A 24,613-nucleotide genomic window follows, 5' to 3' on the forward strand; every position below is an offset into this window, starting at 1 on the left:
CGACAGGGCACTGTGCCAAACGCGGGGCGGCGCTGCAATGCGGTTTCATGTAATGTTTCACTTCAATAGTTAACCATAACTATATGTTAAATATTGTTATTTATCTTTAATGGCATCGATCGACAGCGCATGGATGCCGTTATTCATCAACCCCTCGAGCGCCGCATAGACCATCCGGTGGCGCTTGATCGGCAGCTGACCGGCAAACGCGGCACTGACGATCCGTACATGGAAATGACCCTTGCCCTCGCCCGCATGGCCAGCGTGCTTGTGGCCTTCGTCCAGCACGTCCAGCTCGCTCGGCGCGAAGGCCGCCTGCAGGCGTTCGCGGATCTGCTCAATGACGGGCTGGCCGGCAGTCATGCCGCCGGCAGCACTTTGCGGAACGGCTTGACCGCGGTCTCGCGATACACGCCGGCGGCGATATAGGGGTCCGCCGCAGCCCAGCTTTCCGCTTCGGCCAGCGAAGCGAACTCGGCCACGATCAGGCTGCCAGTGAAACCGGCCGGACCCGGATCTTCCGCGTCGATCGCCGGAAACGGGCCGGCCAGCAGCATGCGGCCTTCGTCCTGCAGCGCTTGCAGGCGTGCCAGATGGGCCGGCCGTGCAGCCTTGCGTGCTTCCAGCGAATTCGCGTTGTCGGTGCCGATGATCGCGTACCACATGGTTCAAGCCTCCGGGCGCATATAGGGGAACAGCAACACGTCGCGGATCGACGCCGAGTCGGTCAGCAGCATCACCAGCCGATCGATGCCGATGCCGAGGCCGCCGGTGGGCGGCAGGCCCACTTCCAGTGCGCGGATGTAGTCGGCATCGAAGTGCATCGCCTCGTCGTCGCCGGCGTCCTTTGCATCGACCTGGGCCTGGAAACGCGCGGCCTGGTCTTCCGGGTCGTTCAACTCGGAGAAGCCATTGGCGATCTCCTTGCCGTTGACGAACAGCTCGAAACGATCGGTGATGCCCTTGTCGGTATCGCTCTCGCGCGCCAGCGGCGACACCTCGACAGGATGCTGGGTGATGAAGGTCGGCTGGACCAGGGTGTGCTCCACCGTCTTCTCGAAGATTTCCAGCAGCAGCTTGCCCCAACCGTAACCCGGCTTGACCTGCGCGCCGAGTCGCTTGGCGTGGGCCGCCATCGCCTCGCGGTCGCGCAATTCTTCGCGGCGGATCTCCGGATTCAGTTCCAGCACCGCGTCTTCCATGCTCCAGCGCCGGAACGCTGGGCCGACATCGATATCGGCGCCGTCCCAACGCAGCTGGGTGCTGCCGATCACCGCCTTCGCCGTATCGCGGATCACGCCCTCGGTGAGATCCATGATCTCGGTGTAGGTGGCGTAAGCCTGGTACAGCTCCAGCATGGTGAATTCGGGGTTGTGCCGGGTCGACACGCCCTCGTTGCGGAAATTGCGGTTGATCTCGTAGACGCGGTCGAAGCCACCGACGACGAGGCGCTTGAGGTAAAGCTCCGGCGCCACGCGCAGGTACAGGTCCATATCCAGCGCATTGTGGTGGGTCACGAACGGTCGCGCGGTGGCGCCGCCGGGGATGATGTGCATCATCGGCGTTTCCACTTCCATGAAGCGACGGCTCGGCGCTTCCAGCCACTGGCGCATGAAGCCGATGATCTTCGAGCGCTGCATGAAGGTGCGGCGTGCTTCCTCGGTGACGATCAGGTCAACATAGCGCTGGCGATAACGCTGCTCCACATCGGCCAGACCATGGAACTTGTCCGGCAGCGGACGCAGGCTCTTGGTCAGCAGGCGCAGGCCATCGACGCGCACCGACAACTCGCCGGTCTTGGTGCGCATCAGCACGCCTTCGGCGCCCACGATGTCGCCTACATCCCAGCTCTTGAACGCCTCGTAGATTTCGCCCAGCGTGCCCTGATGGATGAACAGCTGGATGCGCCCGCTGAAATCCTGCAACTGCACGAAGCTGACCTTGCCCTGCACGCGCTTGAGCACGATGCGGCCGGCCATCTTCACGCGACGTGTTGCCGCATCGATTGCCTCGGCCGTCTGCATGTCCTTGTCCGCGAACTCGGTCTGCAGGTCGCCGGCGAAGCTGTCGACCTTGAAGTCGTTCGGGAACGCGATGCCCTGCCCGCGCAGCGCCGTCAGTTTCTCGCGACGCTCGGCGATCAGCTTGTTCTCGTCGATGGGTAGGGTGTCGGTCGATTCACTCATGGGGATTCCGTTACTGCCGGCGCTCGCGCCGAGCGGCTTTAGGGTTGGGTTGCAAACAACATGGAAAGGTTTTCTTCGGAGCGGCACCGCCCGTCAATCGTCCTTGTGAAACACGTGTTTGACCGCGTGTCGGGTCGCGTTCCAGCCATCGCGCGCGCCATGGCCGACGGCGATACCAGCCTTCTTCGCGCCGTGCCCGATGCCGACGCCGGCCTCCTTCGCGCCATGCCCGACCTTGACGGCGACGTGCCTGGTTGCGTGGCCGACATCGCGAGCGCCGTTGCCGACGCCGTGGCCGACGGCCTTGGCATCCTGCTTGACGCCCTGGCCAGATGAGCTCTGCTGCGCGCCAGCCGTGGCGTTGAACGCCGCAAGTACAGCGAATGCGACAAGCATTCCGCAGACCTTCTTGTTGTTCATGCCGGGACTCCTCGTCGGTGATCGAGCCGATTCAGCGTATCCGTGCTCACGCATCGACGCGCTTGGCGCCCGCTTCCAGGCCGGATTTCAGGCTGGCTTCGATGAACTCGTCCAGATCGCCATCCAGCACCTTCTGCGTGTCGGTGCGTTCGATACCGGTGCGCAGATCCTTGATGCGGCTCTGGTCAAGCACGTAGTTGCGGATCTGGCTGCCCCAGCCGATGTCGGACTTGGTCGCCTCCAGCGCATCGCGCTCGACGTTGCGCTTCTGCACTTCCAGCTCGTACAGCTTCGCGGCCAGCATCTTCATCGCCGTATCGCGGTTCTGATGCTGGCTGCGACCGGTCTGGCAGGCCACCACGGTATTGGTCGGGATATGCGTGATGCGCACCGCCGACTCGGTCTTGTTGACGTGCTGGCCACCGGCACCGGAGGAACGGTACACATCGGTACGCAGGTCGGCCGGGTTGATCTCGATATCGATGTCGTCATCGACTTCCGGCGACACGAACACCGAGGTGAAGCTGGTGTGCCGGCGGTTGTCCGAATCGAACGGACTCTTGCGCACCAGCCGGTGCACACCGATCTCGGTCTTCAGCCAGCCGTAGGCGTAGTCGCCCTCAACCCGGAACGTGGCGGACTTGATGCCGGCCACGTCCCCACCGCTGACTTCCATCAGCTCGGTCTTCCAGCCGCGCGACTCGCACCAGCGCAGGTACATGCGCAGCAGCATCTCGGCCCAGTCCTGCGCTTCGGTGCCGCCGGCGCCAGCCTGGATATCGACGAACGCATTGGTGGCGTCCATCTTGCCGGAGAACATGCGCTGGAATTCCAGCTTGCCCACTTGTGCTTCGAGCTTGGCAAGATCGGCGACGACCGAGTTGGCGGTGTCCTCGTCGCCATCGGCGACGGCCATTTCCAGCAAGTCACCTGCGTCAGTCAGACCCGCGGTCAGCGTGTCGATGCCATTGACGATGGTGTGCAGACGGGCGCGCTCACGGCCCAGCTCCTGCGCGCGCGCCGGATCGTCCCAGACGTTCGGGCTCTCCAGTTCGCGGCTTACTTCTTCCAGACGTTCGCTTTTTGTAGCGTAGTCAAAGATACCCCCGAAGCGACTCGACCCGGCCACGGAGGTCGGCAATCTGCGCAAGGATGGGATTGGTCTCGATCATGTCGGTTGAATCAGGGAGAAAATGACCGCTTATGTTAGCAGAGCACCTGCGGGCGCAGTGGATGTCGAAGTGACCCATGCGATGGCTTGCAGGCAACCGCTTGGCAGACGCACTACGAGCGGGCTGCGGGTCCGGCCGTTACGAACAGCCCGCAAACGCTTTGTGGAGTGAGATGGAAGCCAACGAAACGATGGCTTTGCAGCAGTTTCGGTCACTTGTCCGAATACCCGTGGCAGGCGTAGTGTCGATCGTTGGGGACCCCATATGAAACCCTCTTTTCACGTATCTAGGGCCTCCGCAGCCAGAAGGAGATAGACCGTGAAAAAGCTATTTTTCGCTGGGTTGGTGGCGGCCTTGCTCATGCCCGCCGTGGCAATGGCGCAAAGTGCGTTCGACGGAACGTGGAAAACCGATATCAGCAAGGTGCATACGGACCGGAAGCCGGTCGTCGTCACGCTGAAGGATGGCATGTACCACTGCACCTGCAGCGTTCCGCCATTCACCGTCAAGGCGGATGGCACGGACCAGGCGGTCAGCGGGCATCCTGGTTTTGACACGGTCGCCATCAAGGTCATCGACGATCACACCATCCAGGAAACGGAAAAGAAGGATGGCAAGGTCGTCGGAAGCTATACCGTGACGGTTGCAGCCGATGACAAGACCGCCACCAATGAGTTCACCGACTCCAGTGGCACGACACCGGTGACCGGCAAGGTGGTGCTCGCCCGGGTGACCAAGGGCGCGGCCGGAGCGAACGCTGTGAACGGCTCGTGGCAACTCAAGAACTACGACAACCTGTCCGACAATGGGCTGACGTTTACTTACAAGGTCGACGGCGACAGCGTGAGCATGAGCGATCCGACCGGTCGCTCCTACACCGCGAAGACGGACGGGGCCTATGTGCCGCTGCAAGGCGAACCGGGGGCAACCAGCGTGTCGGTGAAAAAACTGGGCAAGGACAGCCTGCAGGAAACCTACAAGCGCGACGGCAAAGTGATGAGTGTCGACACCATGACGGTTTCGGCCGATGGCAAGACGATGAAAACCGTAAACCACAACAAGCTCACTGGAGCTACCTCTACGGAAGTGGCCGACAGGCAGTAAACCCGCGAGGAAACGCACTTTGCAATCCGCAAGGTGATCAAAGAAAGGCCCGGCGAAAGTCGGGCCTTTCTGCATGGTGCTACCGCGCAGCGCGCGACGGCGGAACTCGAGGAATCATGCCAATGCGTGTTCGTGCACTCCTTGAACAGCACGCCCCGACGGATCGGCAGCATTCGCAAATGCCGGATCCCACGCCAGCGCCGCCGGTGACGAACAGGCGATCGACTTGCCGCCCGGCACCGTGGCCGCGCAGGCTTCGCTGGGAAAGTGCTGTTCGAAGATGCGCCGGTAGAAATAGGCCTCCTTGGTGGCCGGCGTGTTGAACGGATAGCGTGCCGCGGCCGCGGCGAATTCGCGGTCGCTGATCGCCTGCTCGGCGTGCGCCTTCAGGCCGTCGATCCAGCCGTAACCGACGCCGTCGCTGAACTGCTCCTTCTGCCGCCACAGGATCGAGTCAGGTAGTGCACCCTCGAACGCCTCGCGCAGCACGGCCTTCTCGATGCGTCCCTGCCCCGCCATCTTGTGCTTCGCGTCCAAGCCCATCGCCACGTCGATGAAGGCCAGGTCGAGGAACGGCACGCGGGCCTCCACGCCCCAGGCCATCATCGCCTTGTTCGCACGCAGGCAGTCGTAGCTGTGCAACGCATCGAGCTTGCGCACAGTCTCCTCATGGAAAGCCTCGGCCGATGGCGCCTTGTGAAAGTACAGGTAGCCACCGAACAGCTCATCGGAACCTTCGCCGGACAGCACCATCTTCACGCCCATCGCCTTGATCCGCCGCGCCAGCAGATACATCGGCGTGGCGGCGCGAATCGTGGTGATGTCATAGGTCTCGATATGCCTGATCACCTCCGGCAGCGCATCCAGGCCTTCCCAGAACGTGTAGACGAAGCCGTGATGCACGGTGCCCAGCGCGTCGGCGGCGATCTGGGCGGCTGCCAGATCCGGCGAACCATCCAGCCCGATCGCGAACGAGTGCAGGCGCGGCCACCACGCTTCGGTCCGATCGCCTTCTTCGATGCGGTGACGGGCGAACTGCGCAGCGCATGCGGCCACCAGCGATGAATCCAGTCCACCGGAAAGCAGCACGCCGTAAGGGACGTCCGTCATCAACTGACGATGCACGGCTTGCTCGAACGCCTGACGCAAGGCCGGCGCCGCGACGTCGTGACCCTGCGTGTGCGCGTAGTCGCGCCACGGCTTGTGATAGTAGCGGCGCAATTCGCCATCGGCGCTGTCGTACACATGGCCGGGCGGAAACGGGGACACGTCCATGCATACGCCAACCAGCGCCTTCATTTCCGAGGCCACGCACAAACGGCCCTGCGCATCGTGTCCCCAGTACAACGGGCAGACCCCGATCGGATCGCGGGCGATCACGTAGCGCTGAGCTGCACCATCCCACAAGGCAAACGCGAAGATACCGTTGAGCTTGTTGACGAGATCAACCAGGGAACCCTCCGCGCCCAATTCGCGATACAGCGCGTTGATCACCTCGCAGTCCGAACCGGTGGTGAAGTCATAGATGCTGGCTGCACGAAGCTCCTGGTGGTTGTAGATCTCACCGTTCACCGCCAGCGCCAGTGCACCGTCGCGCGAACGCAGCGGCTGCGCGCCGCTGGCCGGGTCGACGATGGCCAGCCGCTCGTGCACCAGAATCACCCCGGCATCGACAAATACGCCGCTCCAGTCCGGCCCGCGATGGCGCTGGCGCTGCGACAGTTCCAGCGCCTGCCGGCGCAACGCGGCCAGATCGTCGCCCGGCTGCAGGTCGAACATTCCGAAGATCGCACACATGGTTGTTGTCCCGTTGGATTGGATATTTCTTTGGCTGAAAGGTCTGGCCATGAATGGCCGCACTTTGTTTTTCTCGAACGGATTTGCGTGAAACAAAAAGCAGAAGGCCCGCACTGGGCGGGCCTTCTTCGCGTATGTTTCTGGAAACCTGAAGCTACGCGAGAACCCGCCAATAGTTGGCGTTATTGTTCGCGCGATTATTGTTGTTGGCGGCCAGCACAAGGCTCCGCGGGAAAGGCGCGGTGGCGGTGTGGAGGCTGGAAATCATCGAATGCATGGGTCGACTAGAACAGATTGGACGGCCATGCGCAAGCATGCCGAATGGATGATCCATCAAGCCGATGCCTCGGTGATCCATTGCGTCGCTTCGTCCAGTTCGGTCAGATGAAACAGGCGGATCACGGCCGGAATCATGAAACTCATCGCCGCCGTGGTCGTGCGCAGCCACGGCACATCGCTTACCAGCGCCACGCGATCCCAGCCGCTGAAGTGGCGCATGCCCAGTTTGGCATCGTCCCACATCGCACCGGGATCGAAACCGGTGAAATCCTCGGCGGTGACATACAGCACGCGCAGCTTGCGGTTGAGCGCAAACGCCGCCTCGACATCCGGCACGATGATGTTCTCGTAATCAGCGGCGGTGACCTGGCCGTGGGCGCGAAAACCCAGCGTGCCGGCGGGCAGTCCCTCGATCTGTGCGATCACCAGCGTTCTCCATCGATTGGGTGACCATCAGCTTGATCTGGACCACGTTAAAAGGGCGCGAGCAGAATCAGGCCGGTTCGATGTGCCGCAGCAGCAGACGCGGTGTTTCGCGGCCCTGCCAGTCGTTGATGGTCAACTCGTAGGCAGCGCGTAGTTGCGGTGGTGGCGGCTGGCCATGATACGCGTTGAACATCACCGCATCATGCACGCTGCCGTCGCGCGGGTCGCGCAACTGCAGGCGCAGGTGCCGTTCGCCCATCACTTTCCAGCTGGCGCATTCGAACAGGTTGTCGAACAGCGGCTCGGGGAACGCCTGTCCCCACGGACCGGCATGACGCAGTTGCCGGGCCAGCGCCAATGAAGCGGCACCCGGCGGCAATTGGCCGTCGGTATACAGCACAGCCTGCAGCCGCTCGGCGTCGATCAGTTCGCGCGCGATCGCGTCGAACGCCGCCGCAAAGCGTGGATAGTCGCAGGTCTTGAGACTCAGCCCGGCCGCCATCGCGTGGCCGCCGAAGCGTTCAATCAGGCCGGGAAGGCGCGCGTCGATCGCAGCCAGCGCATCACGGATATGGAAGCCGGCAATCGAGCGCGCCGAGCCGCGCAGGTTGTCGGTGTCGTCCTCGCTGGCCGGAGCGAACGCGATCACCGGGCGATGCAGGCGATCCTTCAGCTTGGAAGCGACCAGGCCGACGATTCCGGCATGCCAGGACGGCTCATACAGCGCCACACCGATCGCGTCGATGTCGGTCATGCCGACCACCATCAGCTCGGCCTCGGCCACCATCGACGCCTGCAGGTCGCGACGCTCCAGGTTGATCGCGCCGAGCTGTTCGGCGTAACGGCGAGCCTGTGTCACGTCGTCAGTGAGCAGGCATTCGACACCAAGGCGCATGTCTTCCAGTCGGCCCGCCGCATTCAGACGCGGCCCGACGGTGAAGCCTAGATCACTGGAGCACAGCGCCGCCATGCTGCGCTTGCCGGACTCAACCAGCGCCGCGATGCCAGCGCAGGCGCGACCGCTGCGGATGCGTTGCAGCCCGGCCTCGACCAGCACGCGGTTGTTGAAATCCAGCGGCACCAGATCGGCCACCGTGCCCAGTGCGACCAGGTCGAGCAAGCCGGAAAGATCGGGACGAACGCTCTTTTGAGTAGTGCGGTCTTGGATGGCCGCTTCTTGACTCTCGCGATCAGGAAGATCGCTGGGATACATCCGCGCACGCAGAGCCAACAACAGGTAGAACATCACGCCCACGCCGGCCAGCATCTTGCTCGGGAATGGATCGCCAAGCAGGTTCGGATTGACCATCGCATCGCAGGCCGGCAACTGTTCGCCGGGCAGATGATGGTCGGTGATGATCACCCGGATACCGCGCGCCTTGGCGGCCGCCACGCCGGCCACACTGGCCACGCCGTTGTCGACGGTGATGATCAGCTGCGGCGTCGGCTGCAGCGATGCGACCAGCGCCGGGCTCAACCCATAACCGTGGACGAAACGATTGGGGATGGCATAGCTCACCCGCTTCGCGCCGAGCAGTCGCAAGCCACGCACAGCCACTGCGGTGCCGGTGGCGCCATCGCAATCGTAGTCGCCGGCGATCAGGATGCTCCAGTCGTCGCGGACGGCTTCAACCAGCAGATCGACGGCCTGCACCATGCCGCCCAGCAACTGCGGCGACAGCAGCCGGGCCAGTCGGTGTTCAACCTCCGCTGGAGTCAGCACACCGCGGGCGGCGTAAACCTGTTGCAATACCGGATGCACCGAGTCGGGCCAGCCACTGGGCACGCCCTTGCTCTCGCGTCGGCGCAGCTGCAACGTGCTCAACGCCCAGCTCCGCGCCAGATCCGCCAGCGATGCCACGGCTTGCGCAGCCAGCGTTCGGCACTGGCGAAATGCAGCACACACGACTGACGACCGAGCAACGACTGCAGCGTCGGCCACCAGTGCAATGCGATCTCGCTCGCCGGCAGATCTTGCAGGTCGATCAGCCAGCCAGCACTGGCGGCAGCCACGCTTTCCGCCGTGCGTGCTTGTTGCACCATATTGGCGCGCCTGGCCAGCGCGCACAGCAGCAGGTCGTCGCTGATCACACCATGCAGAGAGCTTTTAAGCGGATTCGGCAGGCTGCCGCCGCCCCACAGCCACAGGCTGTTGACCGGTGCCAGACCGCGGGCACGCCGTTGCGCATTCAATGGATGCTGATGCAGCAGCACCTGGATCTCGTTGAGCAGCACGCGCCAACGCCGCCCTTCCACGCCTTGCGGCAAATGCTGCGAAAGGTCTTCGCCCAAGGCCTGTTCCGGTGCCGCGAAGCTGGGTAGCGAGGTGTTGGCGGCCAGTTTCAGATGCCAGCGATCCGGCGTGGAAATTTCCAGCTGGATGCCTGCCTCGGCGAACACCGGTCGCAACGGCGCAGCGAATGCCTGCGCCTCGTCCATGCCTAACTGCAACTGACCGCAGGCCAACAGCCGCACGCCATTCATGTCGGGCTGCACCCAGGCCGGATCAGCCGACAACCAGCTGGCGCCGGCCGCATCGCCGGCGAGGAACTCGCGCGTGATGGCGGCCGCAGGCACGTTGGCATCGATACCCTGGAAATAATCGCCGAGGCCAGCAAGATAACCAGCGCGGCCATCGCTGAGGCGATCGGCACGCGTCAGCCATTCACGCAGTGGGTGAGCGGGCTCGAAATGCGCCAGCGCAGGCAGCCACAGTTGCAATGATTGCTCCGGCTTCGCGCTCACCGCCATCCCCTACGCTTCCAGTTGCTCGTACAGTTCCAGCCACTCCGCTTCCAGCGCTTCCTTCTCGCGGCGCAATTCGGTCTGGCGCTGTCCCAGCCGCATCATTTCCTGGGTCGGGCCGTTATAGGTAGCCGGATCGGCCAGCAGGACCTCCAGCGCCGCCAGTTCGGTGTCGATCGTGGCGTTGCGGGTTTCGATCCGCTTCACCCGCTGGCGCGAGGTCTTCTCGTTCTCGCGCTGGGTGGCTGCGTTGCGGCGGCGTTCTTCCGGCGTTTCCTCCGGCACGATCTTGATGGCCACCGGTTTGGCTGCAGCACCAGCCTTCGCGGCCTTCTTGTTGGCCGTGCCGCGGGTGCGCAGCCATTTGGCGTAATCGTCGAGATCGCCGTCGAAGCTTTCCACCACGCCGTCGGCAACCCGCCAGAAACTGTCGCAGACCATGCCGAGCAGATGGCGGTCATGCGAGACCAGCACCAAGGCACCGTCGAAGTCGGCGAGCGCGTCGGCCAGGGCCTCGCGCATGTCCAGATCGAGATGATTGGTCGGCTCATCCAGCAGCAGCAGGTTCGGCTTGTCCCATGCGATCAGCGCCAGTGCCAGGCGCGCGCGTTCGCCGCCGGAGAAACCGTCGACCGATTCGAATGCGCGATCGCCAGCGAAATTCCAGGTGCCGAGGAAGTCGCGCATGACCTGGGTGGCCACGCCGGGCGCCTTGTCCATCAGGTGATCGAGCGGACTGGCGCCTTCGCGCAGGCTCTCCACTGTGTGCTGGGCGAAGTAGCCGATCTTCAGATCCTTGTGCACCTTGCGCTCGCCGCTGAACGGATCGAGCTCGCCGACCAGGGTTTTCACCAGGGTGGATTTGCCGGCGCCGTTGGGGCCAAGCAGACCGATCCGCTCGCCGGCTTCCAGACTGAAGCCGACGTCGCGCAGGACGATGTTGACGCCATCGCCGTCCCGGTTCGGATAGCCGGCCGTGATGTCTTCCAGCTGCAGCATCGAGTCGGGCAACCGTCCCGGCACCGGAAACTGGAAACTGAAGGGCCGCTCGGCGCGCACGGCCTCGGTGCCGGCCAGCTTCTCCAGCCGCTTCATGCGCGACTGCGCCTGCTTGGCCTTGCTCGCCTTGGCCTTGAAGCGGTCGACGAAGGACTGCAGATGCGCCCGTTCGGCCTGCTCGCGCTCATGCGAGATCTGCTGCTGGCGCAGCTGTTCGGCACGCAGGCGCTCGAATGCGCTGTAGTTGCCGGTGTACAGCTTCGCCTTGCCATCGTTGAGGTGCAGCGTGTGGGTGATCACGCCATCAAGGAACTCGCGGTCATGCGAGATGATCAGCAAGGTGCCCTGGTAGCGGCGCAGCCACTCTTCCAGCCACAGCACGGCGTCGAGATCGAGATGGTTGGTCGGTTCGTCGAGCAGCAACAGGTCGGACGGACACATCAGCGCGCGAGCCAGGTTCAGGCGCCCGCGCCAGCCGCCGGAGAATTCCTTGACGGCGCGCTCGTGCGTTTCCGGCGGGAAACCCAGGCCGTGCAGCAGGCGACCGGCACGCGCGCGACCGTCGTAACCGTTCAGCTCCTCGATACGGTGATGTGCTTTCGCCATCGCCTCCATGTCGCCGCGCTCGCCGGCATCGGCCTCGTCGCGCATCGCGGCGGCCAGTTCCTCGTCACCGCCCAGCACGTAGTCGATTGCAGCGTCCGGCAGCGCCGGGGTTTCCTGCGCCACCGAGGCCAGCCGCAACTTGCCTGGCATGTCCAGCTCGCCGGCATCGCTCTCCAGCTTGCCCTGCAGGGCAGCAAACAGGCTGGATTTGCCGCAGCCGTTGCGGCCGATCACGCCCAGTCGCCAGCCACTCTGGATGACCAGGTCGATATCGGAAAGCAGCAGTCGCGTGCCGCGGCGCAGGGCAAAGTGTCGAAAGGAAATCATGAAAAACAGGTGTCCAGGGCGGGATGCGGTTGCCCGCAGCCGCCCATGATAGCGGTGAAGGCGCTATTCTCGGCGTGTTAGCTGCGTTAGCCCGTGCAATGCCGAATGCCTATCCCATCGCAATCGGCACCCATCGGCATGGCGCCACCCAAGTAGTTCTGCTACAACGACGCCGCATACAGCCTTGTCTGGAGAGGGGAGCCATGGTCAAGTTCACGTACAGTTTGCCGATCGTCGCCATGCTGGTCGCTGGCGCCGCCTTTGCCACGCCACAGACAGCCATCGCGGCTGGTGGCGACAGCCTGCTGATCCATCGCGTGCAGGAAGAAAAGGGCATGAACCTGCCCAGCCGTGGCATGAGCATGGCCCAGGTCGAACGGACCTGGGGCGCCCCGCAGCGCAAGCTGTCGCCGCGTGGTGGCGACACCCAGAAGCACCCGCAGATCAATCGCTGGGAATACTCGAATTTCATCGTGTATTTCGAACATGAGCATGTGATTCACGCAGTGCTCAACACGCCGGCCGGCAACAACACCAACCCGACCGCCGCCAACTGATCCCGTTTTCGACGACGCGGCCGGTGGCGACACCGGCCGCGTTTTTGTGTGTGCGACGATCACCTCGTCGTACAATTCGCAGTCCGGTGCCTTTCCTGGCTCCTCCCCGACTGCACGAGACATCCCGCATGACCGACCCTTCCTTGCGCCTGCCGGCGGAATGGGAACCGCAGGCCGCGGTACTTATTGCCTGGCCGCATGCCGACACCGACTGGGCCGAGCGCCTTGCCGCGGTGGAAACCACCTATGTGGCGCTGGCGGCGGCAGTAACGCGCTTCCAGCCGCTGATCATCGTGGTGGCTGACGCAGCGCTGCAGGCCCACGTCGAGGCCCAACTGCTAAGTGCCAAGGTCGACCTCGCCCGCATCCGCTTCGTCGTACTGCCGTACGACGACACCTGGCTGCGCGACTCCGGCCCGATCACCCTGAAAGTTGGCGATGCTGGCTTCCAGCTCACCGACTTCCGCTTCACCGGCTGGGGCGGCAAGTTCGGCGCCGAGCAGGACGACGCGCTGATCGCCGGGCTGGTCGACGCCGGCGTATTCGGCCACGCCGCGCACAAGCGCATCGACTGGGCGCTGGAAGGCGGTGGCATCGAAAGCGATGGTGCAGGCACCGTACTCACCACCTGGCGCTGCCTGGTGCAGCGTCATCCCGAACAGTCGCGCGAGGAGATGAGTGCGATCCTGCGTGACAGCCTGCACGCCGCGCGCGTGCTGTGGCTGGATTACGGCTACCTCGAAGGCGACGATACCGACGCACATATCGACACCCTGGCGCGCTTCGCGCCGGGCGAGCGCATCGTGTTCCAGGCCTGCAACGACAGCAGCGACCCGCATCACGACGAGCTGCAGCGGATGGGCGCCGAACTGGCCGCCTTGCGCACCGTCGACGGCCGCCCATACGAGCTATACCCGTTGCCGTGGGCGAAACCGATCCTTGATAAAGACGGCCTCGACGAAGGCCGCCGGCTTGCAGCTTCCTACGCGAACTACCTGATCGTCAACGGCGCCGTGCTGGTGCCAGCCTATGGCGACCCGGCCGATGACGAGGCCGCACGCATCATCGGAACGGCCCATCCGGGCCGCGAGATCGTGCAGGTGCCCTGCCGTCCGCTGATCTGGCAGAACGGCAGCCTGCACTGCATCACCATGCAGTTGCCGGCCGGTCTGGCCTGAGTTTTATCGGCATCCGCTAAACTCCGCGGGTTGCCCGTACGAACCGTCAAGTCAGGATCGAAACCGATGACCCGCAAGACCCTCAAGGTCGCCCTGCTGCAGGAAACCGACCGCGGCAGCCGCGACGCCAACCTCGATGCGATCGAGGCCGGCCTGCGTGAAGCGGCTGCAGCCGGCGTCGAGCTGGTGCTGTTGCAGGAGCTGCACAACGGTCCGTATTTCTGCCAGCACGAATCGGTCGAGGTTTTCGATCAGGCCGAGACGATCCCCGGCCCCGGCACCGCGCGTATCGGCAAGCTGGCCGAAGAACTGAAGCTGGTGGTGGTCGCTTCGCTGTTCGAGAAGCGCGCCACCGGGCTGTATCACAACACCGCTGTGGTGTTTGATCGCTCGGCCGCGATCGCCGGCAAGTACCGCAAGATGCACATCCCGGACGATCCGGCGTTCTACGAGAAGTTCTACTTCACGCCGGGCGATCTCGGTTTCGAACCGATCGATACCTCGGTCGGTCGGCTCGGCGTGCTGGTGTGCTGGGACCAGTGGTATCCGGAGGCCGCGCGCCTGATGGCGCTGGCCGGCGCCGAACTGCTGCTCTACCCCACCGCGATCGGCTGGGACCCGAACGATGTGCAGGCCGAGAAGGATCGCCAGCGCGATGCGTGGATCACCGTGCAACGTGGTCACGCAGTAGCCAACGGCCTGCCCTTGCTGTCGTGCAACCGTACCGGCTACGAGGCTGATCCCTCCGGTGTGGGTGCCGGCATCCAGTTCTGGGGTTCCAGCTTCGTCGCCGGTCCGCAGGGCGAGTTCCTCGCGCAGGCTGGTACTGATGGCCGTGAACTGCTGCTGGCCGAGGTCGATCTGGCGCGCAGCGAGCACGTGCGGCGGATCTGGCCGTTCCTGCGCGACCGCCGCATCGACGCCTATGCCGACCTGCTCCGGCGTTTTCGTGACTGACGCCACGCTGGCGCACCACCGCACCGCTTGTTCCGCATGGCCGGCGTCCCCATGCTTGGATTTCCCCTTGAGCCTGGCCTGCTGATCGCATGAGTGTTCCCGAAACCGACCTTGACCTGTTGCCTGCCTTGCAGGGCCAGCCGATCGAGCGCGTGCAGCGTGACGACGTGGAATATGTGGTGCTGGGCACCGCGCATGTCTCGCGCAGCAGCGTGGACGCCGTCGAGGCACTGCTGGCACACGAGCATTTCGATGCAGTGGCAATCGAGTTGTGCGACAGCCGCGCGCAGAGCATGCGCGATCCCGAAGCTTTCAAGCAGATGGATCTGTTCAAAGTGATCCGCCAGGGCAAGGCCGGCATGGTCGCCGCCAGCCTGGTGCTGTCGACGTTCCAGAAGCGCCTAGCCGATCAGTCCGGCATCCAGCCCGGCGCCGAGATGAAGGCGGCGATGGATGGCGCTGAACAGCGTGGCCTGCCGGTCTGGCTGATCGACCGCGAGGTCGGCACCACACTCAAGCGCGCCTGGCATAGCGTCGGCTTCTGGCAGCGCTTCGGCCTGCTTGGTGGCCTGCTCGCCAGCGTGTTCGAGCGCGAGCACATCGAACAGGGCGAGATTGAGAAACTGAAACAAGGCGACTTGCTGGAAAGCGCGTTCAGCGAATTCGCCAGCGAATCGCAGCCGTTGTATCAAAGCCTGATCAGCGAGCGTGACGCGTTCATGGCCGCGCGCCTGCGCGAGGACGCGACACGCTCGGCGACCAGCGAATCGCGACGCGTGCTGGTGGTAATCGGTGCCGGCCACCTCAAAGGCTTGTGCGAACTGCTACGCACACAGCAGGATGATCCGGCCGCCAAGGTAGCCGAATTGGGTGCCACGCCGCCCAAGGCACGCTGGCCGAAATGGCTGGCAGTGGGCCTCGTGCTGCTGGTGTTCGGCGCGATCGCCTGGGCGTTCCATCGCAATGCCGCGCTAGGCACCCAGGCACTCATTTCATGGGTGCTGTTCACCGGTGGCTTCGCCGCACTTGGCGCGGTGGCCGCCGGCGGTCATCCGCTCAGTATCCTCGCGGCATTCATCGCCGCTCCGATCAAGCCGTTCCGCCCTGGCATCCCCGCCGGCGGTATCAGTGCGATGGCCGAAGCCTGGGTGCGTCGCCCGCGCGTGGGCGACTTCGATACCTTGCGCGACGACATCGTGCACTGGAGCGGCTGGTGGAAAAACCGCGTCGCACGCACACTACTGAACTTCTTCCTGGTCAGCGTAGGCACGATCATCGGCGAGTACAGCGCCGGCATCCACATCTTCAAGAGCCTGATGTAGCACGCGCAGCACGCCGAGCTGAGATTGGCGCGCATGTTACGATTCGCACCGCTTGCAGACCCGCTTGCAACGCACTTCAACACCTGGCCCGGGTGGCGAAACTGGTATACGCAAGGGACTTAAAATCCCTCGGCCGCAAGGCTATGCGGGTTCGACCCCCGCCCCGGGCACCAACACCTTCGGTACACCCTGCCTCGAATCGACAGGCAAGCAAGCCCATATCCCGATTTACCATAAGATAACGATCGTTTCAGCATGCTCTCCACCTTCCAACCAACGTGGAGGTCGTCATGGGAATTCTGGATACCTTGGGTGAAGTTGTGGGTGCCGTGGCTGCAGTCGAAGGCGCAGAAAAGCTCGATCCGAACGCTGGCCTGCTGACCAAGGGCATTGCCGCCGTTGCCGGTTTCAAGGGCGCGGGTGCGCTCGAGTCGCTCGTCGGCAAGAAGGAAGGCGAGACGGAATCGACCGAAGCCGATGCGCAGGCTCCCGACGCGCAAGCCTGATACTACGTATCGATTGTCTCAGGGCCAGGCGCCTGCCAGCGGCTGGCCCTTTGTTTTCTGGCGCAACCGATAAGGCGCTGGGGCATGCGTAGCAAGCGAGTTGCCGCACATCAGGACAGTTTCGGTAATTCGGCGTGACTTCGTGCCTTATCGGTGCGAACTCCGCGTGTCACCAGGAAACCGGGCAATCGCTTGTTGCGCAGCCTCTTCGAATGAGTTCGCTACAAGATTGACCTCGGAAGTAACCACTACAGGCTCTTGCATTGCCAGCAGTTCCGGCAGAAGCACCGCAACGATGCACGCCTCGGGGAACCGGCGGCGCATCTGGATGGCCACCGAGTCTCCGTGTTCGCGCTCCATGCTCGGCGTGGCACTGACGATGTAGAGCATGGAAACCCCGCCTGGCGTCGCATCCGGTGGTGGCTCGGCCTCGAAGGCCTCGATGTCCTCGATCGAAAGATGGCGCCCGTCGATACTCAGGTCACGCAGGACGCGGGCCAGGATTTCGGTGGCCAGATCGTCGCTGCTGGATCCCAGCCCCACGCAAAGCACCACGGATCCCGGAGCTACCGCCAGCGGGCCTTGCCAGCGACCGCTGACGGCCTCGCGCTGTTGACGCAGGAGGCGGCCAAGATTGGTGTCGTCGAGTACGGAGGTATGTCGGTGCCAGCGGGATCGCTGGTGTGTTTCGCCGCCGAATGCTTCGAGGACTCGCACGATCGCGCCACGCGCCTTGACTTGCTGCTCCGGGCTGATGGCACCCTGCGCCAGATCGATGCGCGCGAGCTGCAACGCCGGCAACAGAACCGCGTCGCAGTAAGCGGCAAAGGATTTACGCTTCAGGAAAACGCGCGCACCCGCGATGATCTCGTCGGCATCGCCGGAGAGAGCACGCTGGTAGAGCCGTTGCGGCATGGTCAGTGCCGGCGTGTCGCCCAGTAGGACGTCGAGCAGGTTCAGTGCCTTGACGTGGCGTCCGGCGACCACCAGGCACAAGGTCAATGGCGTCGACACAATCAACCCGACCGGCCCCCACAGCCAGCTCCAGAAGATCGCCGCCACCACCACCGCCAGCGGCGATAGCCCGGTGGTGTGGCCATACAACTGCGGCTCCACCAGTTGTGCCGTGATGGTCTCGACGACGGCATACAGGCCGAGCGTCATCAGCATGAGCGACCAGCCAGGATCGACCGCCGCCGCGAGCAGCATGGCGAGCAGCGCGGCCAGCCAGACACCTACGTAAGGCACAAATCGCAGCACCGCCGTGAGGGTGGCCCACAGCGGTGCATCGGGAACACCGATGAGCGCCAGCCCGGCCCAGACCACCGCCCCGACACCGAAGTTGACCGAAAACTGCGAGACGAAGAATCGCGACAGGCGCTCGCCGGCGTCGTTGATCGCCGTTGTCGTCGCGCGCAGATCCGTGCCACCGGCCAGACGGATGAAACGATCCCGCAAGGACTCATGTTCGAGCAGAACGAAAACGAGGACGACCAGCACGATGCCGGTGGTCTGCAATGGAACCCAGATCGAGGCAAGGATGCGCGTGATCACCGTTATCGGGTCCGTGATTACTGGATGCGCTTCCACGGGAGTCACACTTGTCGAAGCAGCCACGCCTCGTTGAGGATTGGCCGGTGCCGCCGGCACGCCGGTATCACGATCCTCGAACTGGCTCATCACCCGGCCGGCCTCGCCCTGCATCGCTTCCATGCGGCCGATGGTCATGGCGCGCAGCGTCTGTGCCTTGGCGTGGATCGTTACCTCGTATTGCGGAAGGCTCCTGGCCAGGTGAACTACCTGCGAGCCGATCACGCCCGCCAGTCCCATCAGGAACAGCGCCAGCGCCAGCACGGCGATAAGCACGGATGTCGTATGACCGAGTCCGATCCGGCGCAGCCCGCGTATCGATGGAGCGATCAGCAGGCTCAGGATCAACGCGAGGGTGATCGGAACCAGTACTTCCCTGCCGAAATACAGCAAAGCCAGCACCGTGGCACTGGCCATGATGGTGATCGCATGATGGCCTGCCGAGGTGACCGGCAACGGATCAGACCCGGACGACATGAAACGACTCCTCGCCTGTGTGGTTTGTGCTGCCGAAATCTTCAAGCGGCCGACATGCGTTTCATGCAACCGCACCCAGTGCGCGACATCGATGCACCCTGGTCTTGTTCATATCCTAGCCGCATGTGCTGAGCAACAGTTGCCGCGCGATCCAGTTACCTCTGTGCCCCGTTGCACAGAACAGCATGAATCATCTGCGGGAGAACGCCCTGCCCGGTTCATCGACACCGCCCCGTATCAGCTCGGAAAAATTGTCATCGGGCCTGCTGTTCCTTGCCCGATCGGTAATGCGGCCACGTCGCCGCCATTCGTCGATCGGCACACTTCGATCCAGTGCACCTACCTTGTAGAGATATTCCGGCAGATAGCCGGTCAGCAGCAAACGGATGTCCCGCGGCAGGCCCGGTTCGATCTGCCGGGCCATGCGGTAGACAATGGTGGTGCAGTTCGAAGTGATCGTGTTGTAGAACGCCGGCGTGACGGCCAGTTTGTCCGCCGCATGCACGTAGGAGAGGAACAACGCGCGCATGGCAGCCTTGTCCATGCGCAGGGGATACAGGTAATCGTCCTCGCCGCGCACGTTGGTGCGCACGCGGATGATGTCGCGCTCGTCGGCGGCGATCAGGATGGTTTCGAATTGCTTGAAGAAACCGCCGATCGCCGAGTACTGCTGACCGCGCTTCTTGCGGATCTCCACCGAAAAGACCACGTGGCTGCCGTCGTCGAAGCCGAAGGAGATCATCGCGTGCGCGATCGCCGCGCTGCCCCAGTACGACAGCACGGCATCGGCTGATGCCAGATGATCCAGATCGTAGTGCCGGGTTTCCCAGCGCGCGTCATAGTCATCATCGCTGCGCCAGCTGAAGTCGCGCACATTGTTCAAGGTGACCTGGTTGCCTGCCACTGTGCCGGTGAGCAGACGGGATACGTCGTCTGCCCAGATCCGCTGATTGGACGGCGCGATGCTGGCCCACCAGAGCAGCAGTGCTGCATAGGCCACCGCGTAGAGGCCAAGCGGAAGCCAGCTGCGCCGGTTGATCGCGAGAGTGAGCAGCACGATGACGCCGGCCACCCAGATCGCGCTGCCGATCGAGCGCGCGATCAGGTTGCCCGGCAGCTGGTACCAGAGCGCAAGCGCACCCCACGCGCCGGAGCAGAACGTGACCAGCGCCATCACGGCGATCAATGCCATCCTGCCGATCATCCAGAGCTTCTTTGCCATCTCGTTCCCGCCAGGTCGGCCAATGATCCAAGCGTGCCGCTTTGGCCGCGCGAAGACAACGCACAGCCAAAGTATGCTCCGTGGCTGGCAGCCGGCTTCAGTCGCCATGGGAGTCGTCGCGATGATCCACCATGGCTACAATCCGGCAACCACCCGGCTGAATGGACAGGACGCAGCATGAAACGTGGAACGCGCGCCAGGATCACGCGATGCGTCGCCCTCGCCATGCTGCTCTGCCTTAACGCCTGCGCGATGGTCGGGGTGAGCCGCGTCAAGACGCACGACTACGTCAACGAGCGGCGTGCCGATGTGATCGGTGCCAACCGCCTGAGCGACCGCACGGTGCAGGCGCTCAACGTGGTGGCGCTGACCGTCGACAGCTGCCAGCGCGAATTCACCACCTGCACGGATACCGTCGTGCACTCGCCGGGACTGAATGACGAGCAGCGGTTGTCCGCGCTCAGCGAGCTGTGGCTGGGCAAGGCGATCAGGACCGATCATGCCAAGGCCGGCACCGCGATGGAGGATCAGACCCTCGATGCGTTCCTGCAGTCCGCGCGCTATGCCTACGCCTACCTGTTCTACACCGCGCGCGCGCCGGCCGATCGCGCCTTCGCGCTGCGCCAGGTGCAGGTGATCGGGTTCTACAACTTTGCCGTGCAGCGCGCGGTGAGCCGCTTCTTCCAGGAACTGCCGCAGCTGGGCACGCAGTGGACGCAGACCACGTTGGCCGGCTGGACGGTGATGCGCCCGCAGAGCGACCTGCGGCTGGCTGACAATGCGCGTGTGCCGAACGAGTTGATTCCTGCGGCCGATCTGCGCTTCAAGGGCCTGCGCAACGTCTACCAGCGCGACGGTTTCGGTTCGGATTTCGTTGCCGTGACACCACCGGAAGCACCGGACGACGATGTGCCATGGCGCGAACCCGACTACGCATCGATGACCGGTGCGCTGGTCTTCGACGGCACCACGCTGGACGAGGTGCTGGCCACGAGGCAGGTGCGGCTGCTGGTCCGGGATCCCTATCGCGACGACACCATCACGGTCGGTGGCCGCACCGTGCCGCTGGGCGCCAACTTCACCGCCGCTTATGGCATCTGGCTGGCACGCTCGGGCTTCGCGAGCCAGTCGATCCGTTCCCTGCTCGGCCGCGAGGGCGGCATCACCACAGCACGCGTGCTGATGATGCAGCCGTACGATCCCGACCGCCTGACCGTAGTGATGCTGCATGGACTGGGCAGCAGCCCGGAGGCGTGGATCAATGTGTCGAACGAGGTCATGGGTGACGAGGAGCTGCGCCGTAACTATCAGGTCTGGGAGATCTACTACCCCACCAATGCACCGGTTGCGGTCAACCTCGCCAATATCCGCAAGGCACTGGATGCCACGCTGCGGCACTTCGATCCGTCCGGCCGCGCACGCGCATCGCAGAACATGGTGCTGATCGGGCACAGCATGGGCGGCCTCATCGCGCGCCTGCTGGTGTCATCCAGCGGTGACAAGCTGTGGAGCCTGGTGCCGGCGCGTGCGAACCTGTCGCCGGCGAAACGCGCCAGGCTGCATGAACGGCTCGCGCCCTATCTGCAGTTCACGCCGATGCCACAGGTGACCCGCGCTGTCTTCCTGGCCACGCCACATCGCGGTACGCCCTACGCCCAGCACCGGCTGGCTCGCTGGATCGGCAATCTGGTCCGCCTGCCCGTCAGCGTGTTGAAGGAAATGGCCAGCCTGTCCGACCTGCTGAAGGACGATAGCAACAAGGGTTCGCCGCTGCGCATACCCAACAGCATCGACAACCTCAGCGATACAGATCCGTTCATCGTCGCCGCCGCTAACCTGCCGGTATCGCCACACGTGCGCTATCACACCATTGTCGGCGTCTACAAATCGAAGGGAACACTGCAGGACAGCGACGACGGCGTGGTGCCCTACAAGAGCTCGCACCTGGATGGCGCCGACTCCGAACTCGCCGTCCCCTCATGGCACAGCGTGCAGGAAACGCCGGCCGCGATTCTGGAATTGCGCAGGATCCTCCGGCTGCACGTCGCGGCACTGCAGGAAACCCATAAATAGCTCGTGTGGAGAGCGATTCATGTAGGAGCGCTGCTGTTGACGACACACTTGCCTGTCGATAGATCGACCACGGCACTCTCCTTGAACGATGTCGCAGGTCCGCATTTTCCGGCAACCGTCGTAACGAGGTTGTTGCCGATGTTCAGGCATTGGTCCGCGATCACCGCCACGCCGGGTCGATGCGATACGACGATCAGGATCGTCTGCGGCAGGCGGCGTTTCAGCGCTGAGAGAACCACGATCTCGGAGGCGGCATCGAGCGCACTTGTGGCCTCATCCAGCAAGGCGAGGAACGGCTGCCGCAGGATGACCTGGGCCAGCAGCAGCCGTTGCAACTCGCCTCCAGAAAGCCGGCTCGACGAGCTGTGCAGTGCCGTGTCGAGTCCGTGCTGCGAACTCGCCAATCGCTTGTCGAGCCCCACGTCCGTCAACACGCCGCGCAGCATCTCATCGGTGGCTTCGGGCGCCGTCCACAACAGACACTCGCGTACGGAATGCTGCCAGGGCCGGACACTCTGGCTGACGTAGGCACCATGCCGGACGAGCTCGCGGTACTCGTCAAAACCGATGATCCGTTCACCGGCGCGGGCTACAAAAGCCTCGGGCGTCATCATGCCGGCCAGAACGTCGACCAGGCTGCTCTTGCCGATGCCGGAGTCGCCCGAAATCAGGGTCAGCTCGCCGGGCACCAGAACCAGGTCGTCGACATCGAGACCGGTCGCTTGCGGTATCAACCGCATCCGCTCGATATGCAGCGCATCGTTGGAGGTCGTCTTGCGCGACAACGCAACCGACGAGCGGTCGGGATCGAGGTGCATGTATCGCTGCCACAGTTCGAAGGCCGGAGCGGCCGAACGCAGCTGCTGAAAACTCTGCCGGGTCGACACCAGATAAGGCAGCAGGCGTCCTAGCAACAAGCACACCGCGATGAGCGACGGCTGATCGATGCCGTGCCAGCGATGGGCGAGTACGAAGACCGCCGCGATCCCTACCGCCGCCAGCAGTTCGAGCATCAGCCGGCCGGAGGCCACCAGCTCCAGCTGGCGTCGATAACCGTGGCACAGTCGCGCGGAAATGGCGCCGTAACTGGCTTTCTCCACATCTTCCTTTTCGAACGAGCGGACGTGACGCAGGCGCCGGGGAAAATCCTCGCTGTGCCAGAACAGTCGTGTCATGTCCACGACGTACTGACGGCTGACCAGCGATTGCTCACGACCATAGGCACGCGAGGTCAACAGCCCGAGACCCGCGAGCAGAGGTGCCGCCAGCATCAGTGGCGGCGATACCCAGAACGCAAATCCGAGACTGACCGCAGCGGTGACGCCGGCGATCAGCAATTGCTGCAGGGCGCTGAAGCCCTGCACGATGAGTTCGACGTTATGGGTGAGGACGTTGGCGATCTCCGCGGACGTCGAATCCGCCAGTGACGTCAAGCGAGCATCGATCAGGCGCGCATGAACCCGGCGGCGCAGGCTCAGGCCGTAACGACCCACCAGGCGCGCTCCCAGGCGCGCCGCCTGCCAACGCAACAAGGCGAAGGCAGCCATCGCGGCGGCGAAGATGGCTGCCTGCATTTCGACGCTGCGGCCTGCGTCGAACAGCACGCTGCCGAACGGCAGCGTGTGCCCCGGCTGGACCAGCGGCACCAGCAGCACCGCCGCAAGACTGCCGACAAACGCAGCACCCAATGACAGCACGACATATGCCGCCGTTTCCGCCAGCTCGACGCCCGTAAGCGTGCGTACAAGCGAACGCAACAGGTCGTGGGCTCGATCGGGTGCTGGCGACGGCTCGCCTGGCATCTTTACGAACTCACGCTGCTGGCCGGCAGCATGGGCCGCAGCTTCGATGACACTTCATGGCGATTCAGAACGGCGTTACTCCCGGGCCCGATTTCCCATGTCGGTAAGTGCGTCCGCCAGAACAAAAGGTTGCGCGCCGCCGGCAACCGTCGAGCGGTGACGTGGAGCTTCCATTCGGCGTTTGACCAGCGACCGTCGCCCTTCCGGGATCGAACCTGCTACGGCGTCTTGCCTGCCTGCAGGTCTTGCACGATGGCCAGCGACCGCTTCACATGCTCGTCCGGTCGAAGGTGATCCGTTTCCGAAGAGAGCGTGGTGACAATCTTGCCGTTGCTGCCGATGACGAAGGTCGTGCGCGAGATGAAGGCATGATCGATCGCCTCGCCACGCACATCGTTCATTCCAGACTGTGCTGCGACGGTCTTCAGGTCATAGGAAAGCGCGACTTTGAGATCGGCATCGGAGGCGACCGGAAACTTGCCGGCGCAGTATTTCGGGTCCGCCGAGAAGGCGTTGAGGCGTCCGATGCTGTCGGCCGATACGCCGATGATGGTCGCTCCGGCCGCGTCGAACTTTTCCCGGTTGGCCGCAAAGGTGTGCGCCTCGAGATCACAGCCTCCCGTGTAGGCCGACGGGTAGAAGTACACCACCACCGGTCCCTTCTTGAGCGCGTCGGCGAGGGAGAAGGTAAAGGCCTTGCCTGCCTGGCTGGCCTGGGCCGTGAATGTGGGTGCCGTGACACCCGGTCCGAGTGCGGCAAAAGCCGGCATTGCCGAAGCCAGCGCCATCAGCGCACCCACTGCCATCGTTCCTGCAAGACGCTTTTTCATTTTCACGACCCTCATGAAGTGACCTCCTCTCAGTGTGC

22 protein-coding genes and 1 tRNA gene are annotated in these 24,613 nt (G+C 63.8%); 9 read left to right on the forward strand and 14 right to left on the reverse strand.

The window, feature by feature from the left end; all coding sequences use genetic code 11:
- Nucleotides 1-96: 96 nt before the first annotated feature.
- From B0E48_RS10380 to prfB, 5 genes are all read right to left on the reverse strand, one after another.
- Nucleotides 97-363 (reverse strand): BolA family protein, encoded by a 267-nt coding sequence (locus B0E48_RS10380; RefSeq protein WP_077518035.1) that lies wholly within the window; start codon nucleotides 361-363, stop codon nucleotides 97-99.
- The gene (locus B0E48_RS10385) at nucleotides 360-665 is read right to left on the reverse strand and encodes a YciI family protein (protein WP_077518036.1); all 306 of its coding nucleotides are present in this window, start codon (nucleotides 663-665) and stop codon (nucleotides 360-362) included. The genes B0E48_RS10380 and B0E48_RS10385 overlap by 4 nt, the downstream gene beginning before the upstream one ends.
- 3 nt (nucleotides 666-668) lie before the next feature.
- Entirely contained in the window at nucleotides 669-2,186 is a 1,518-nt protein-coding gene (lysS, locus tag B0E48_RS10390) for a lysine--tRNA ligase (protein ID WP_077518037.1), read from the reverse strand.
- 93 nt (nucleotides 2,187-2,279) lie between these two features.
- The gene (locus B0E48_RS10395) at nucleotides 2,280-2,606 is read right to left on the reverse strand and encodes a hypothetical protein (protein ID WP_077518038.1); all 327 of its coding nucleotides are present in this window, start codon (nucleotides 2,604-2,606) and stop codon (nucleotides 2,280-2,282) included.
- 46 nt (nucleotides 2,607-2,652) lie between these two features.
- Nucleotides 2,653-3,778, reverse strand: a protein-coding gene (gene prfB, locus B0E48_RS10400) for a peptide chain release factor 2 (protein WP_139350241.1) whose coding sequence is annotated in 2 segments (ribosomal slippage) — nucleotides 2,653-3,702 and nucleotides 3,704-3,778 — 1,125 coding nt in all. Because the reading frame shifts where the segments join, the coding sequence is not laid out codon by codon here.
- Nucleotides 3,779-4,096: 318 nt separating this feature from the next.
- Between prfB and B0E48_RS10405 the strand changes: the two genes are divergently transcribed.
- Nucleotides 4,097-4,882, forward strand: a complete 786-nt coding sequence (locus B0E48_RS10405; RefSeq protein ID WP_254423924.1) for a hypothetical protein — start codon at nucleotides 4,097-4,099, stop codon at nucleotides 4,880-4,882.
- A 114-nt stretch (nucleotides 4,883-4,996) separates the two neighbouring features.
- On the opposite strand, the gene asnB is transcribed toward B0E48_RS10405, so the two are convergent.
- The 5 genes from asnB to B0E48_RS10430 form a co-directional block, all read right to left on the reverse strand.
- A complete protein-coding gene (gene asnB / locus B0E48_RS10410; protein ID WP_077518040.1) occupies nucleotides 4,997-6,679 on the reverse strand; it encodes an asparagine synthase B in 1,683 nt (560 codons plus the stop codon).
- 333 nt (nucleotides 6,680-7,012) lie between these two features.
- Nucleotides 7,013-7,384 carry an STAS/SEC14 domain-containing protein gene (locus tag B0E48_RS10415; protein WP_077518041.1) on the reverse strand — a complete coding sequence of 124 codons (372 nt, stop codon included), beginning with the start codon at nucleotides 7,382-7,384 and terminating at the stop codon, nucleotides 7,013-7,015.
- 67 nt (nucleotides 7,385-7,451) lie between these two features.
- Entirely contained in the window at nucleotides 7,452-9,209 is a 1,758-nt protein-coding gene (recJ, locus tag B0E48_RS10420; RefSeq protein WP_077518398.1) for a single-stranded-DNA-specific exonuclease RecJ, read from the reverse strand.
- Complete coding sequence (locus B0E48_RS10425) at nucleotides 9,206-10,129, reverse strand: phosphoglycerate mutase (protein WP_254423925.1); 924 nt, start codon at nucleotides 10,127-10,129, stop codon at nucleotides 9,206-9,208. Before B0E48_RS10425 ends, recJ begins: the two co-directional genes overlap by 4 nt.
- Before the next feature lie 9 nt (nucleotides 10,130-10,138).
- The gene (locus B0E48_RS10430) at nucleotides 10,139-12,061 is read right to left on the reverse strand and encodes an ATP-binding cassette domain-containing protein (RefSeq protein ID WP_077518043.1); all 1,923 of its coding nucleotides are present in this window, start codon (nucleotides 12,059-12,061) and stop codon (nucleotides 10,139-10,141) included.
- A 203-nt stretch (nucleotides 12,062-12,264) separates the two neighbouring features.
- Between B0E48_RS10430 and B0E48_RS10435 the strand changes: the two genes are divergently transcribed.
- The 6 genes from B0E48_RS10435 to B0E48_RS10460 all read left to right on the forward strand — a co-directional run bounded on the left by B0E48_RS10435 (nucleotide 12,265) and on the right by B0E48_RS10460 (nucleotide 16,581).
- Nucleotides 12,265-12,618, forward strand: a complete 354-nt coding sequence (locus B0E48_RS10435; RefSeq protein WP_077518044.1) for a hypothetical protein — start codon at nucleotides 12,265-12,267, stop codon at nucleotides 12,616-12,618.
- A 128-nt stretch (nucleotides 12,619-12,746) separates the two neighbouring features.
- Nucleotides 12,747-13,796, forward strand: a complete 1,050-nt coding sequence (locus B0E48_RS10440; RefSeq protein ID WP_077518045.1) for an agmatine deiminase family protein — start codon at nucleotides 12,747-12,749, stop codon at nucleotides 13,794-13,796.
- Between the two features lie 66 nt (nucleotides 13,797-13,862).
- Nucleotides 13,863-14,753, forward strand: coding sequence for a carbon-nitrogen hydrolase (locus B0E48_RS10445; RefSeq protein ID WP_077518046.1), 891 nt, complete (start codon nucleotides 13,863-13,865; stop codon nucleotides 14,751-14,753).
- Nucleotides 14,754-14,842: 89 nt separating this feature from the next.
- Nucleotides 14,843-16,075: a TraB/GumN family protein gene (locus B0E48_RS10450; RefSeq protein WP_077518047.1), complete on the forward strand. Its 1,233-nt coding sequence runs from the start codon at nucleotides 14,843-14,845 to the stop codon at nucleotides 16,073-16,075.
- Between the two features lie 86 nt (nucleotides 16,076-16,161).
- A tRNA-Leu gene (locus B0E48_RS10455) sits at nucleotides 16,162-16,248 on the forward strand.
- A 117-nt stretch (nucleotides 16,249-16,365) separates the two neighbouring features.
- Nucleotides 16,366-16,581 carry a hypothetical protein gene (locus B0E48_RS10460; RefSeq protein WP_077518048.1) on the forward strand — a complete coding sequence of 72 codons (216 nt, stop codon included), beginning with the start codon at nucleotides 16,366-16,368 and terminating at the stop codon, nucleotides 16,579-16,581.
- Between the two features lie 147 nt (nucleotides 16,582-16,728).
- On the opposite strand, the gene B0E48_RS10465 is transcribed toward B0E48_RS10460, so the two are convergent.
- The gene (locus tag B0E48_RS10465) at nucleotides 16,729-18,648 is read right to left on the reverse strand and encodes an AI-2E family transporter (RefSeq protein ID WP_077518399.1); all 1,920 of its coding nucleotides are present in this window, start codon (nucleotides 18,646-18,648) and stop codon (nucleotides 16,729-16,731) included.
- A gap of 190 nt (nucleotides 18,649-18,838) precedes the next feature.
- A complete protein-coding gene (locus tag B0E48_RS10470) occupies nucleotides 18,839-19,840 on the reverse strand; it encodes a DUF4105 domain-containing protein (RefSeq protein WP_254423926.1) in 1,002 nt (333 codons plus the stop codon).
- Between B0E48_RS10470 and B0E48_RS17785 the strand changes: the two genes are divergently transcribed.
- Together B0E48_RS17785 and B0E48_RS10475 are read left to right on the forward strand one after the other, a co-directional pair.
- Complete coding sequence (locus B0E48_RS17785; RefSeq protein WP_168170318.1) at nucleotides 19,809-20,051, forward strand: hypothetical protein; 243 nt, start codon at nucleotides 19,809-19,811, stop codon at nucleotides 20,049-20,051. The two genes, B0E48_RS10470 and B0E48_RS17785, sit on opposite strands and share 32 nt — an antisense overlap.
- Nucleotides 20,048-21,943 (forward strand): alpha/beta fold hydrolase, encoded by a 1,896-nt coding sequence (locus tag B0E48_RS10475; RefSeq protein ID WP_077518049.1) that lies wholly within the window; start codon nucleotides 20,048-20,050, stop codon nucleotides 21,941-21,943. The genes B0E48_RS17785 and B0E48_RS10475 overlap by 4 nt, the downstream gene beginning before the upstream one ends.
- Nucleotides 21,944-21,960: 17 nt before the next feature.
- Here B0E48_RS10475 and B0E48_RS10480 read toward each other — a convergent pair whose 3' ends face one another.
- Both B0E48_RS10480 and B0E48_RS10485 read right to left on the reverse strand, forming a co-directional pair.
- Nucleotides 21,961-23,700 (reverse strand): ABC transporter ATP-binding protein, encoded by a 1,740-nt coding sequence (locus B0E48_RS10480; RefSeq protein ID WP_254423927.1) that lies wholly within the window; start codon nucleotides 23,698-23,700, stop codon nucleotides 21,961-21,963.
- 263 nt (nucleotides 23,701-23,963) lie between these two features.
- A complete protein-coding gene (locus tag B0E48_RS10485) occupies nucleotides 23,964-24,590 on the reverse strand; it encodes a peroxiredoxin (protein ID WP_254423928.1) in 627 nt (208 codons plus the stop codon).
- Between the last annotated feature and the right edge of the window lie 23 nt (nucleotides 24,591-24,613).

Origin of the sequence: Rhodanobacter sp. C03, assembly GCF_002001175.1 — a bacterium.
Classification (GTDB): domain Bacteria; phylum Pseudomonadota; class Gammaproteobacteria; order Xanthomonadales; family Rhodanobacteraceae; genus Rhodanobacter.